This window comes from Ruegeria sp. BHSA118, assembly GCF_059613405.1.
The window spans coordinates 1-12,888 of the sequence record NZ_JBXWSM010000012.1 but is presented as its reverse complement, the minus strand read 5'-3'; the positions used below and the strand labels follow the sequence as shown (position 1 = coordinate 12,888).

The window sequence follows — 12,888 nt, the reverse complement described above, 5'->3', positions numbered from 1 at the left end:
TTATGAAATGCGAATGCGCGGGTTGAGGTAAACGTAGCCGATATCCGAGATCAGCTGCGTTATCAGAACCACGAAGACCGACACGACGGAAATCGCCAGCAGAAGCTGGATGTCGTTGTTGCCAGCGGCCTGAACCAGCGCCCAGCCGAAACCCTTGTAGTTGAACAGGGTTTCAACAATCACCACGCCGTTCAGCAGCCATGGGAACTGCAACATGATAACCGTGAACGGCGCGATCAACGCGTTGCGCAAGGCGTGTTTCATGACGATGTTCGGGAATGAAACACCCTTCAGTCGTGCGGTTCGGATGTATTGCGCCGTCATCACCTCGGTCATCGAAGCGCGAGTCATCCGGGCGATGTAACCCATACCGTACAGCGCAATGGTGAGAACCGGCAGAAAGAAGTTCTCGAATGTCGGGTTCTCCATCGCTTGAGTCGCGGTTCCTTTGAACCATTTCAGCCCCACGGTGGACGAGGTAAAGATCGCGATGAAGATAACGCCCGATACGTATTCCGGTGTCGCTGTCGTGACGATCGAGAAGGTCGACAATGATCGATCCAGGGCCGATCCCTCTCGCATCCCGGCCAGAACACCAACGATCAGGGCGGAAGGCACCATCAGGACCAGAACCCAGAACATCAGGTATCCTGTATTGCCCAAACGCTTGCCAACGATGGTTCCGACCTCTTCCTTGAAAACGGTCGAGTATCCCCAATCGCCCTGAAGAACACCGCAATATCTTGCCGTGTCCTCTGCCGTCGAACCGGGCCTTGTGCAGGTTCCCACGAACTGGCCGTCTTCCAGGGTATTCTGGAACCCGGGCATCACGCCCAGCCATTGGCCGTATTTCACGAGCGTCGGCTGCAAGTAGCCGCGGTTTTCCAACCAGGCTTCGACCTGCTCATCCGACATACGCTGGTTGCCCTGCGTTTTCGCCAGCTTTTCAAGGTTCGGGTATAGGTTGGTCAGGAAAAAGACGACGAATGTCAGACATAATGCCGTAAGCAGCATCACTCCGAACCGTCGTAGGATGAATAGTCCCATGGTGGCCCCTGTTGTTCAGGTATTCCGCAGATCATTGGACCATTTTCTGGCCTCGGACGTCCGACCCCGTGTCGGCAAGTCTGCGGCTGGAAAGGGGCGCCCGTGTCAGGCGCCCCTTGTGTGTGGATTGCAGTGCTTAGGCAGCCCAGCCCCACTTGTAGTGATGGTGTTCGAAGGTCACATGCATGTCGGTTCCAACAAGACCCTCTTTCATGTGGCGATAAAGCGAGCGCCAATAGGGCTGAATGGTAACCCCGTCTTCCTGCAACAGGGCTTCGCCACGCGCCATGACTTCCCGACGCTTGTCCGCGTCGGCAATGGCCAGCGCCTCTTCCAGAATGGCGTCAAACTCGGGGCTGGCATAGCCGAACTCGTTCCAGGCTTCGCCCGTACGATAAGCAAGCGCCCAAATCTGAACACCCAACGGCCGCGGGTTCCAGTTGGTCGAGCTGAACGGGTACTTGGCCCAGTCGTTCCAGAAGGTATTGCCCGGCAGAACGGTCCGTTTGACATTGATTCCGGCATCGCGCAACTGCGCGGCAACGGCATCTGTGGTGTTGCGACGCCAGTCATCGTCGATCGAGATGATCTCGTGCTCGAAATCTCCAAAACCGGCTTCGTCCATCAGCGCCTTGGCTGCCGCTGGATCAACCTTTTGCGGCGGAAGCTCGGCATATTCCGGATGCAGCGGCGCCACGTGATGGTTTTCCGCCGGCGCTCCGCGACCGCCATAGCCCAGTTCCAGACAAACGGAATTGTCTACGGCCATCTGAAGGGCCTGCCGGACACGTTTGTCCGCATATGGCTTCTGTCCGTCGATCTCGGCCAGCTGGTTGGGGCGAATAACGATGGTCGCGGCAGTCACCACTTCTGACTTCACATAGCCAAGCCCGTCCATCACGTCGATGAATTCACCCACCGATTCATACAGCATGTCGACTTCGTCGGATTCCAGTGCTGCCAGCCAGGCAGATGGGTCGGTTCCGTAGTCGATGTACTCGATACGGTCCAGGGCAGGGCGGCCGTACACTTCTTCACCCCACCAGGTGTGATCCGGGTTGCGAACCAGAACGGCTTTTACGCCAACCTCAAGTTCGTCCATCAGATAGGGGCCGGTTCCCACATTGTTCAGCAGGTCAGTCTCGCTGAACGAGCTGTGTACAATCGCGCCGGGATAGTCGGCCATGCCCGGAATAAGGGTGATATCCGGCTTGGGCAGGTTCAGTTTGACCGTGGTTGCGTCGACAACTTCGATGACACCCTCACCGGCCTGACCGGTATCCGCGTCGATCAGGGTTGCAAAGCGGCCGGCCATCGAGTTGGTTTCCGAGCTCTTGTCGCACCAGCGCGCGATGTTGCGGGCAACGTCGTCAGCCGTGAAATCGTCACCGTTGTTCCACTTGACGCCGGGGCGGACATTCAGAGTGTATTCGGTTGCGTCATCGTTGACTTCCCAACCTTCAAGAAGCATGCCGCGGAACGAGCCGTCCGAGTTGTACTCGACCAGATATTCCAGCGTGCCGCGCGTCACGTTCGCGATCTGCGACCAGTCATAGGTACGTGGGTCTTTGAGGGCGCGGACTTCCATCTGCACACGCAGCGTGCCGCCATCTTGTTTTGCGGTTTCGGCCATAGCAGGCGCCGGCAATCCGATCATGCCGTAGGCCGCCGCGGCAGTAACCCCAAGACTGGTTGCGCGCGTCATGAATTCCCTTCGACTCAGCTTGCCGTCACGGTATTCCTGAGCGTGCATCGCTGCCGCCCAGTGCACCTTGTCTTCGGTGGATACGGTATTCGTCATGGATGTCTCCCTGTGACACTGATTTTGTTGATTGATTATAGCTCTACGCGAACCGGTTTCTTGCGGTCGCCAGAGTGAAGGATTTTGTTTTTTGAACTCTGTTCATCCCCATGTCGTTATTCGGCACCAGATTTCCGACAAGGTCAATGTTCGAAATCGTCATAAGAAGTACAAAAACGACATTCGCGATCCGTTGAAGTCGTTGAGACGCATTTCTTCCAGCAGCCCAAAACGATGCCGACTTCCCCATTGTTTTCCCGGTTTGTTAAGGGAAACCGCAGTAAATCATTAAGTTCTCGTAAGCTTCGAGACCTGGTGGGGCACCTTGCTTGTGCAATGTCAGACGTGCCGGGTGTCACCCAGCGGGATCGACGTGATTCCAGGCCTTCATTCGGGCGCGAAACCAGGTGCGCTGACGCTTGGCGAATTGCCGCGTCGCAATGGTTGCGCGCGCGCGCGCCTGATCCAAAGTCATCGCGCCGTCAAGATATGCCCTGAGTTCCGGCACGCCTATGGCCTTGCAGGCCGGAAGGGTGGGGTCGAACCGGCCCTGCATGGCGCGCACTTCCTCGATTGCACCCTGTTCCAGCATCTGGTCAAAACGGCGTTCTATCCTGTTCAGCAGCCACGCTTTATCAACGTCAAAAACGATCGGCAGGGTCTCGTTCAGCCGAAGTGCCGGTGGGGGCGTTTCGGCCTGCCAGGACAACAGGCTGCGACCTGTGGCGCGCTGCACCTCCCATGCGCGTTGCACGCGGGCACGGTTGTGTATGTCCAGCTTTGCAAGCGTGTCTGCATCGACCCCGTCCAGAAGGTCTGCCATGGGCATCTGATCCGCCTCGGCCCGAACTTCGGGTGGCGTCGCAGGAATTTGGGCCATGCCTTCGGTCAGGGCCGAGAAATACAATCCCGTCCCACCGACAATGATCGGGCGCTGGTGCCCTTTCAGAAGGGGCAGGACCTCGCGCAGCCAATGGCCGGTGGAATAATCCTGATCATAGGCAACGTGCCCGTACAACAGATGCGGCGCGCGGGCTTCTTCCTGGGCGGTTGGCCGGGCCGAGATGACGCGCCAGCAGTCATAAACCTGGCTTGCATCCGCATTGACGATAACTCCGCCATGCCGTTCGGCGATCTCCAGCGCCAGCGCTGATTTCCCGGATGCCGTAGGCCCCGCAATCAGAACCGGCCTGTCGTCGGGAACAGGCGGCAGTTGCCGAAAAAGCAGGTCTGTTGATCGCCGGGTCATGTGCGGTTGCCTCTATCCTCACCAACCGCATTGAACCTGCGGAGCTTTTGCTTCATTTTGCGCCGGAAATTAACCCCGTGCCAGCCCGGAGCGCAACATGAGCCTTTCCCCTTCTACTGAAACAGCCGAGACCCCGAAAACAAAGTACAATCGGGTCATGTTGAAAATCTCAGGCGAGGCGTTGATGGGGGATCAGGGATTCGGTTTGCACCCGCCAACCGTTCAACGCATCGCGCAAGAAGTGAAATCGGTTCACGATCTGGGCGTTGAGATTTGCATGGTCATCGGCGGCGGAAACATTTTTCGCGGCCTGAGCGGTTCAGCCCAGGGCATGGAACGGACCACGGCGGATTACATGGGCATGTTGGCCACGGTGATGAACGCGCTGGGGATGCAATCTGCACTGGAAGAGATCGGAGTGTTCACCCGTGTGATCTCGGCCATTCGCATGGACGAGGTGTGCGAACCCTATATCCGCCGCCGGGCTGTTCGGCACCTCGAGAAAAAGCGGGTCTGTATCTTCGCCGCCGGTACTGGCAACCCGTATTTCACGACAGACACCGCAGCCACCTTGCGCGCCAACGAAATGGCGTGCGAGGCGATCTTCATGGGCAAGAACGGAGTGGATGGCGTGTATGACAAAGATCCAGCGGAACATGCTGATGCCGTACGCTATGATACCGTGACTTATGATGACGTGCTGGCCAAACGGTTGCGGGTCATGGATGCTTCGGCCATCGCACTGGCACGCGACAACAATCTGCCCCTGATCGTATTCGGGCTTGATGAGCCCGGCGGCTTCCGCGGAATTCTCGCGGGCGAGGGGACCTATACCAAGGTTCAGGGTTGAGGCCAGAGGAGTCGCCTGACAATTCCGCAAGCTTTCCAAGCCCCGGCATCGAGCCGGGGCTTTTGTGTTTTGCTTTCGCTTGACGGTTGTGGGCGGCCCTGTCTAAGTATCGGTGTCCTTTCAAGGCGAAGGGCTGCCCCGTGTTTCGTTGGCCCAAGGCCCAAGCACAGGCTGGGCTGGAAGACCTGCCATGATTTCTGAGATGTCCGGAAACATGCGCGGGCATCTCATTGATCTGACTGCACAACTAAGGAGCAATGAGGCATGAGCTCTCTGGATATCGATTTCGTTCGGGCGCAATTCCCGGCCTTTTCAGAACCCAGCCTGCAAGGGCAGGCGTTCTTCGAAAATGCGGGTGGGTCTTACACCTGCAAACCAGTGATCGACCGGCTGACGCGGTTCTATACGCAGCGCAAGGTTCAGCCTTACGCCCCATATGAGGCCAGCCACCTTGCGGGCGCCGAAATGGACGAGGCGCGTGCGCGTATGGCTGCCATTCTGGGCGTTGACACGGATGAGCTGAGTTTTGGCCCTTCAACCACCCAGAACACCTATGTTCTGGCGCAGGCGTTCCGGCAATGGATGAAGCCCGGCGAGGCAATCGTCGTGACCAATCAGGATCACGAAGCCAATTCTGGCCCATGGCGTCGTCTGGTCGAGGCCGGGATAGAAGTGAGGGAATGGCAGATCGACCCCGAAACCGGATTGCTGAACCCTCAGGATCTGGAAAACATGTTGGACGAAAAAGTGCGTCTGGTCTGTTTCCCGCATTGTTCTAATGTCGTGGGCGAGATCAATCCGGTCACCGAGATCACTGCTATTGCGCATGCAGCGGGTGCGTTTGTCTGCGTTGATGGCGTATCATATGCCCCGCACGGATTTCCGAATGTTGGCGATCTGGGGCCGGATATCTATTTGTTTTCTGCCTACAAGACCTATGGCCCGCATCAGGGGTGCATGGTCATCCGCCGCACATTGGGTGAGCTGTTGCCCAACCAGGCGCATTATTTCAACTGTGACGTCCTTTACAAGCGATTCACCCCGGCTGGCCCCGATCACGCGCAGATTGCGGCCAGTGCAGGTATGGCGGATTATGTTGAGCTGCTTTGCGCCCACCATGGCGGGCCTGAGACGGGCGCGGCGGAGCAGGGCGTATTTGTCCACGATCTGATGCGATCACACGAAGTGTCGTTGCTGCAACCGGTTCTGGATGCGGTAAAGGATCGAAACGCGGTGCGCCTGATCGGTCCTTCCGACGCCAACCGGCGCGCGCCCACCGTCGCGCTTTCGTTAAACCGTCCGGCTGAACCGGTTGCGGCGGAACTGGCGCAATATGGCATCATGGCGGGTGGCGGAGATTTCTATGCGGTGCGCCCTTTGCGGGCGATGGGCGTCGACCCGGCGCAGGGTGTATTGAGGGTCAGCTTCACCCATTACACCACGCAGCAGGAAATTGATCAGCTTTTAGAGGCTCTTGAGCGCGTTTTGTGATCCGCTACCTTTGAGGGTGCGTATAAGCTGAAAACCTCAAGGGCGTATTGTGAAGCAACAGCAGGCTCCGATCATTTTGTGGTTTCGACGGGATTTACGTCTGTCGGACCACCCCGCGTTGACTGCGGCGGCCGAAAGCGGCCGTCCGGTCATACCTTTATTCATTCATGACCATCTGGTCGAACAGATGGGGGCCGCGCCGAAGTGGCGGTTGGGCTTGGGGTTGGAGGCTTTCAAAGCGTCACTGGTCAATATGGGCAGCCGATTGATTTTCCGACGCGGCGATGCGCTTGAACAGGTGCAGCAGGTCATGGCCGAGACCGGCGCAACCTCCGTCTTCTGGTCCCACGCTTACGATCCGGCCTCAATCGAACGTGACAGGAAAATCAAGTCTGAACTTGCAAAAGAAGGAGTGACCGCAAAGTCATTTGCCGGGCATCTTCTTTTCGAACCCTGGACTGTCGCCACCAAGTCGGGGCATCCGTTCAGGGTTTTCACACCCATGTGGCGCGCAGTTCAGGGACGGGACGTGCCTGATCCCTGCACATCAGTTACCGCCTTGCAGGCCCCTGTTTCCTGGCCCGCATCCGAGGAATTGAGCGCTTGGCAGATGGGGCGTGCTATGTACAAGGGCGCGGCCGTCCTGTGCCCTTATGTGAAACCCGGCGAACAGGCCGCTCTGGATCACCTCGAGGCGTTTCTTGGGCGACTTTCCCACTATTCCAGCCACCGGGACAGGTTGGATCAGGACGGGACGTCCAACCTGTCGGAATACCTGTCTTTGGGTGAAATCGGGCCACGTACAGTCTGGCATATGGTCCAAAGGGCCGCGTTGACTGGAACACCCGGTGCCGATGCCTTTCTACGTCAACTCGTCTGGCGCGAGTTTGCGTATCACCTGATGTATCACACGCCCCAACTGGTGGCTTCCAACTGGAGGCCGGAATGGGACAGTTTTCCCTGGAATACCGATCCGGACCATCCCGAAGTCACTGCGTGGCGGCGGGCCAGAACTGGGATACCTGTTGTCGATGCCGGGCTGCGGCAAATGTATGTGACAGGTCGAATGCACAACCGGGCGCGGATGATTGTCGCAAGCTATTTGACCAAGCATCTGATGGCTCATTGGAAAATAGGGATGAAGTGGTTCGAGGATTGTCTGATCGACTGGGATCCGGCCTGCAATGCCATGGGCTGGCAGTGGGTTGCTGGATCTGGGCCCGATGCATCCCCGTTTTTCCGGATTTTCAATCCCCAGACGCAAGCCGAGAAATTCGATCCTGACGGAAATTATACGCGCCGCTGGATCGCGGAAGGTTACTCCGAACCCAGTCAAACCGCTTTGTCGTATTTTGATGCCGTCCCGCGTTCATGGGGGCTGCGTCCGGATGCGGATTACCCCAAACCCATAGTCGGATTGCCCGAAGGGCGGACCCGCGCCTTGCGCGCATATGAAAGCCGAAAACCCCACTAAGGAACTGAAAACTTGCCAGAAACAATTTCGCCGCCTAGCTTTGTAGGCGTACCGCAGAGGGGAGAGCGGATGATCCTGACGACGACCGAAGGGCAAAAAGACCTGCCCAGATATTTCACCCAGGTCTTTAAAATGTTGAACCGGATGGAAACCGGGCGTCTTGATATCAGACTACCCGACGGTCGCACGTTTCGCGCAGAAGGCGCAAAGGCCGGGCCGGTGGCGCAGGTCGATATTCACGACGACGATGTCTTTGCGCGCCTGATCCGCGAAGGTGAGCTGGGTTTCTCCGATGCGTATCTGGACGGACATTGGAGTACGCCCGATCTGCGATCTTTCATGGATCTTGTGCATCTTGGAACCGAGACTGTTTACGACGGGTTCACAGGCCAGTTTCTTGTTCAGGCCTACGAACGGCTGCGGTTCTGGCTGCACAGAAACAACAGGGCGCAAGCCAAGAAGAATATCTCGTATCACTACGATCTGGGTAACGAATTTTACAGTTCGTGGCTGGATGACACGATGACCTATTCCAGCGCGATTTTTGAGACCGGGCAGGAAAGCCTCGAGAAGGCCCAGATCGCCAAATACGCAAGTCTTGTGGATGAGATGGGCGCCAAACCGGGTGACCATGTGCTGGAGATCGGATGTGGCTGGGGCGGCTTCGCGGAATATGCCGCAAAGGAACGAGGTTTGCGTGTCACCGGCCTGACCATCAGTGAGGAGCAATTCAAGTACGCCAAGGAACGTATTGAAAAAGCAGGTTTATCAGATCGGGTTGAATTCAAGCTTCAAGACTATCGGGATGAACGCGGGGTCTATGACGGCATAGCTTCCATCGAAATGTTCGAGGCCGTGGGTCAGAAATACTGGCCGGTCTATTTCGAAACCGTTCGTGAGCGGTTGAAGCCCGGTGCTCAGGCAACCTTGCAAATCATCACGGTGGGTGATCACCGCTGGGATTTTTACAGGAACGGCGTTGATTTCATCCAGAAGTATATCTTTCCGGGCGGGATGCTTCCGTCGCCGACCATCCTGCGTCAGCAGATCGATCAGGCCGGGTTGAAAGTCGTGCATTCGAAGGAATTCGGGAAAAGCTATGATCTGACTCTGCGCCGCTGGTATGAAACGTTCAACGACAAATGGGATCAGATCTCGGACATGGGGTTTGATGAGCGTTTCCGCCGCATGTGGAATTATTATTTGACTGCATGCGGTGCGGCCTTTGACACGGGCAATTGCGATGTGACACAGATCACAATAGCAAAACCAAGTTAACTCACGGACCGTCACATGCCCACTGCCTCGCGTCTCATCGCCGCTGTTTGTCTCGTCGTGCTGGCCTTTCTTGTTTCAGGCATGGTTATCGAAAACGGCGAAGAGGGTAAGGACTATGGTTACTTCACCTATGTGAACATGGCTCTTGGTGCGATCTGCGGCTGGAAAATCATGGGCAAGCGCGCTGGGCGTGGTTGGACCGCGGGCATAAACAATGGCCTGACCGGCGTTGCCTCGCTGATTTTCTGGGCACTGTTCGTGCAGGGGTGCTACCGCATGTTCGACCTTGCGATGCGCAATCGATATGGCGGCCCGTTTGAAGCTGTGATGGCCATTTTTTCGATCGGTATCGATTACGGCAAGCAGCTGATCTATCCCGAAATTCTGGTTACGCTTGCTATTGGCGCCGTTGTCGCCGGTCTGGCCACCGAACAGGCCAGCCGCAAATGGCGCTGAACCGTTTCGTCACAAGAGAGATTGAATTTGTCTGATTTGTTCTTCTATGGAACGCTGCGGTATCTGCCGCTGTTGCAGCGTGTCCTGGGCCGTCCGCTGAGTGAAATAACGTTTCACGCTGCCAAGCTGTGCGATCACGCGGTTCACGCGGTCCAGCGGCAGGATTTCCCGATGATCCTGCCCGCCAAGGGTGCCGCTGCCGAAGGCCTGCTGGTGCAGGGCCTGTCATCCGATGATCTGGCCAGACTGGCCTATTACGAAGGATCCTTCGACTATGACCTGAAATCGTTGAAGGTTGTTCTGGAGGACGGGGGCGAAGCACAGGCGCAGGTCTTTTTCCCGACCCCGGGCGCGTGGCAACCCGGTGAATTGTGGTCGTTGCAGGTCTGGGCTGACAAATTGGGCGAGGTTACGGCGCTCGCTGCCGAAGAAGAAATGGCCTATTTTGGCAAAGTCGATCCCAACACCATGGCGCGCAGCGTCCGTGCCATTCAAACCCGTGCCTGGGCAAAGATCATGGCCAGGCAGCGGCGAACCGGCGATCCGCGGAACATAGCCGAAGACGTAATTGTCCACCAACACGAACGCGTTTACGTCGACTATTTCGGGATGGAGGAAATAGACCTTCAGCACCGGCAACATGATGGCAGCATGGGCCCCGTGCTGCACCGGGGCGGTTTGATGCAGGGCAGCGCCGTGTCCGTTCTGCCCTATGACCCGATCCGCGACACCGTGCTTTTGATTGAGCAGTTCAGACCGCCGGTGTTTTTGATCGACGATCCAGAGCCCTGGCTTTGGGAAGCGGTTGCCGGGATGATCGACCCCGGCGAAACGCCGGAACAGACGGCACATCGCGAAGCCATGGAGGAAGCCGGAGTTCAATTTGACAGGTTGGAATACGCCGGCGGGGCCTATTCCTCCAGCGGGTCGTCCACGGGTTTCAGCTATCTCTATGTGGGGCTTGGCAACTTGACCCAGACAACCATCACCGGTGGCCTTGATATAGAAGGTGAAGATATCCGCAGTCGGATTCTGCCATTCGACGAATTCATTGATATGACAGACCGTCATCTTTTCAAGGATTTGCAGCTGGTGTCTCTGGCTTACTGGCTGGCCCGCCATCGGGATCGTTTGCGCGCATGACTATCGCGCTTGTGGTCCCGGCAGTGCGCCTGTAAATCTTCGAAGATACCAAATGACAAGGGGCGACCATGCGCATTGCACGAGATCTTGCTGACGCAGTAGGAAAAACACCGTTGATCCGGCTGCGCCGCATCAGCGAAGAGACCGGATGCGAGATTCTTGGCAAAGCCGAGTTCATGAACCCGGGGCAGTCGGTAAAGGATCGTGCTGCTCTTTTTATCATCAAAGATGCCATCGCGCGCGGGGATCTGAAGCCGGGCGGAACCATCGTGGAAGGCACCGCCGGCAACACCGGTATTGGTCTGGCTCTGGTCGGTGCGTCGATGGGGTTCAAAACGGTTATCGTTATCCCCGAGACCCAGTCGGAAGAAAAGAAGGATATGCTGCGTCTGGCGGGCGCACAGCTGGTTCAGGTGCCCGCAGCCCCGTATCGCAACCCCAATAATTTCGTGCACTATTCCCGCCGTCTGGCCGAGGAACTGGCGCAGACAGAACCCAATGGTGCAATCTGGGCCAACCAGTTCGACAATGTGGCGAATCGTCAGGCACATGTGGAAACCACGGGGCCCGAGATCTGGGAGCAGACAGACGGCAAGGTTGACGGGTTCGTCAGCGCGGTCGGTTCGGGTGGGACATTGGCAGGCGTGGCCCAGGTTTTGCAGCCCAAGGGCGTCAAGATCGGTCTTGCCGATCCCATGGGGGCTGGCCTGTATTCGTATTACACGACAGGCGAGATCGCGATGGAAGGTGGGTCGATCGCCGAAGGTATCGGGCAGGTGCGTATCACCAAAAACCTGGAAGGGTTCACGCCGGATTTTTCTTATCAGATCACCGATAACGAAGCGCTGCCCTACATCTTTGATCTTCTGCGTGAAGAAGGCCTGGTCATGGGCGGCTCGACCGCAATCAACATGGCAGGGGCGGTGCGCCTGGCCAAGGAAATGGGGCCGGGTCATACCATTGTGACCATCCTGTGCGATTATGGCACACGGTATCAATCCAAGCTGTTCAACCCCGAGTTCCTGCGTGAAAAAGAGCTTCCGGTTCCGGATTGGATGACCGAGGCACCGCGTAGCATTCCCGGCGTTTTCGAGGACGTGTGATGCTTGGACGGGTCCGCCTGTTTCTGACCCTGCTATTCCTGTGCTTTGTCGGCTTTTCGAATAGCGCTGTCGCGCAGCTGACGGATCGGCAAAGTGAATATTACCAAGGTTGGGTCAAAACCGCTAACCGGGCCGAAGCCGTTATCGAGGCGAACCGCGCCTCTGACGCTGCGCTAGAGAATTTGCGCTCGGAAATAAGTGGTTACAGGGAAGACTTCAATCGGGCTCGTGGGGCAAATACCGACCGCATTACGACGCTGGAAAGCCAGTTAAAAGCGTTGGGTCCCAAACCCGAAGGGGACACGACCGAGCCTGAAGACATAGCCAAACTTCGCACGCATCTTGAGGATCAGCTCAACAGTCTGCGTGTGCCGCGCATCATATCCGAAGAGGCGTATAGCCGTGCGAACGGGTTGATCAGCGAAATTGATCAGATCATTCGCGCGCGGCAGAAAAAAGAGTTCTTCGAACAGGGCCCGTCGCCGATCAACCCGGCGCATTGGGGACCGGCATGGGTGGATGTCAAAGAGGCCGTTCAAAGCCTGGCAAATGAAACGATCACGAACTTGCGTTCAGATGTCGTGCGCGAACAAATTCGCGCTCGTGGTCTCGCAATCTTCATACTTCTGATCATTTCAGCCGTGCTGCTGATTTTTGGAAAACGGTGGTCCGAACTTGGAGGCGACTACCTGAGGTTGCTCGGCGGGGCCGGGACGGGGGTCTGGTCGTTCGTAATCTCACTGCTGCGAATTCTGTTGCCATGGATCGGTGTGGTGGCCGTGGTCACGGCGATCAGCCTCACCGGCGTTCCGGGTCTGCGGGGCAGCCTTTTGCTTCAGAATGTTCCGTATTGGGCAGCGATCGTGTTTTTCTATGACTGGATTGGTCGCCAGGTGTACGTGATCGGCGCGTCGCAAGGGTTCAAACGTCTGTCCGCTGCGCGCATCACTGAACTGCGCGTGTATATTGACCTGCTCGCCCTGGTGCTGGTTCTGC

At 57.1% G+C, this 12,888-nt stretch carries 11 protein-coding genes; 8 read left to right on the top strand and 3 right to left on the bottom strand.

Annotation, left to right across the window (positions count from 1 at the left end; translation table 11 throughout):
* From AC2FNN_RS05495 to miaA, 3 genes are all read right to left on the bottom strand, one after another.
* Positions 1-1,047, bottom strand: a complete 1,047-nt coding sequence (locus AC2FNN_RS05495) for an ABC transporter permease (protein WP_171632927.1) — start codon at positions 1,045-1,047, stop codon at positions 1-3.
* Positions 1,048-1,183: 136 nt separating this feature from the next.
* Complete coding sequence (locus AC2FNN_RS05490) at positions 1,184-2,848, bottom strand: ABC transporter substrate-binding protein (RefSeq protein ID WP_496757145.1); 1,665 nt, start codon at positions 2,846-2,848, stop codon at positions 1,184-1,186.
* Positions 2,849-3,203: 355 nt separating this feature from the next.
* Positions 3,204-4,097, bottom strand: coding sequence for a tRNA (adenosine(37)-N6)-dimethylallyltransferase MiaA (gene miaA / locus AC2FNN_RS05485; RefSeq protein WP_496757144.1), 894 nt, complete (start codon positions 4,095-4,097; stop codon positions 3,204-3,206).
* Between the two features lie 97 nt (positions 4,098-4,194).
* Here miaA and pyrH point away from each other — a divergent pair, with 97 nt between their 5' ends.
* The 8 genes from pyrH to AC2FNN_RS05445 form a co-directional block, all read left to right on the top strand.
* Positions 4,195-4,947, top strand: a complete 753-nt coding sequence (gene pyrH / locus AC2FNN_RS05480; protein ID WP_496757142.1) for a UMP kinase — start codon at positions 4,195-4,197, stop codon at positions 4,945-4,947.
* Positions 4,948-5,211: 264 nt separating this feature from the next.
* Positions 5,212-6,438 carry an aminotransferase class V-fold PLP-dependent enzyme gene (locus tag AC2FNN_RS05475; protein WP_496757141.1) on the top strand — a complete coding sequence of 409 codons (1,227 nt, stop codon included), beginning with the start codon at positions 5,212-5,214 and terminating at the stop codon, positions 6,436-6,438.
* Between the two features lie 49 nt (positions 6,439-6,487).
* Positions 6,488-7,912 carry a cryptochrome/photolyase family protein gene (locus AC2FNN_RS05470; RefSeq protein ID WP_496757140.1) on the top strand — a complete coding sequence of 475 codons (1,425 nt, stop codon included), beginning with the start codon at positions 6,488-6,490 and terminating at the stop codon, positions 7,910-7,912.
* A gap of 69 nt (positions 7,913-7,981) precedes the next feature.
* The gene (locus tag AC2FNN_RS05465; RefSeq protein ID WP_496757138.1) at positions 7,982-9,190 is read left to right on the top strand and encodes a class I SAM-dependent methyltransferase; all 1,209 of its coding nucleotides are present in this window, start codon (positions 7,982-7,984) and stop codon (positions 9,188-9,190) included.
* Positions 9,191-9,205: 15 nt separating this feature from the next.
* Positions 9,206-9,646, top strand: coding sequence for a TrgA family protein (locus AC2FNN_RS05460; protein ID WP_496757137.1), 441 nt, complete (start codon positions 9,206-9,208; stop codon positions 9,644-9,646).
* 27 nt (positions 9,647-9,673) lie between these two features.
* Positions 9,674-10,789, top strand: coding sequence for an NUDIX domain-containing protein (locus tag AC2FNN_RS05455; protein ID WP_496757136.1), 1,116 nt, complete (start codon positions 9,674-9,676; stop codon positions 10,787-10,789).
* Between the two features lie 68 nt (positions 10,790-10,857).
* Positions 10,858-11,892 carry a cysteine synthase A gene (locus AC2FNN_RS05450; RefSeq protein WP_480619234.1) on the top strand — a complete coding sequence of 345 codons (1,035 nt, stop codon included), beginning with the start codon at positions 10,858-10,860 and terminating at the stop codon, positions 11,890-11,892.
* On the top strand, positions 11,892-12,888 hold a 997-nt coding region (locus tag AC2FNN_RS05445), incomplete at its 3' end, for a DUF3772 domain-containing protein (RefSeq protein WP_496757134.1). The genes AC2FNN_RS05450 and AC2FNN_RS05445, both read left to right, overlap by 1 nt.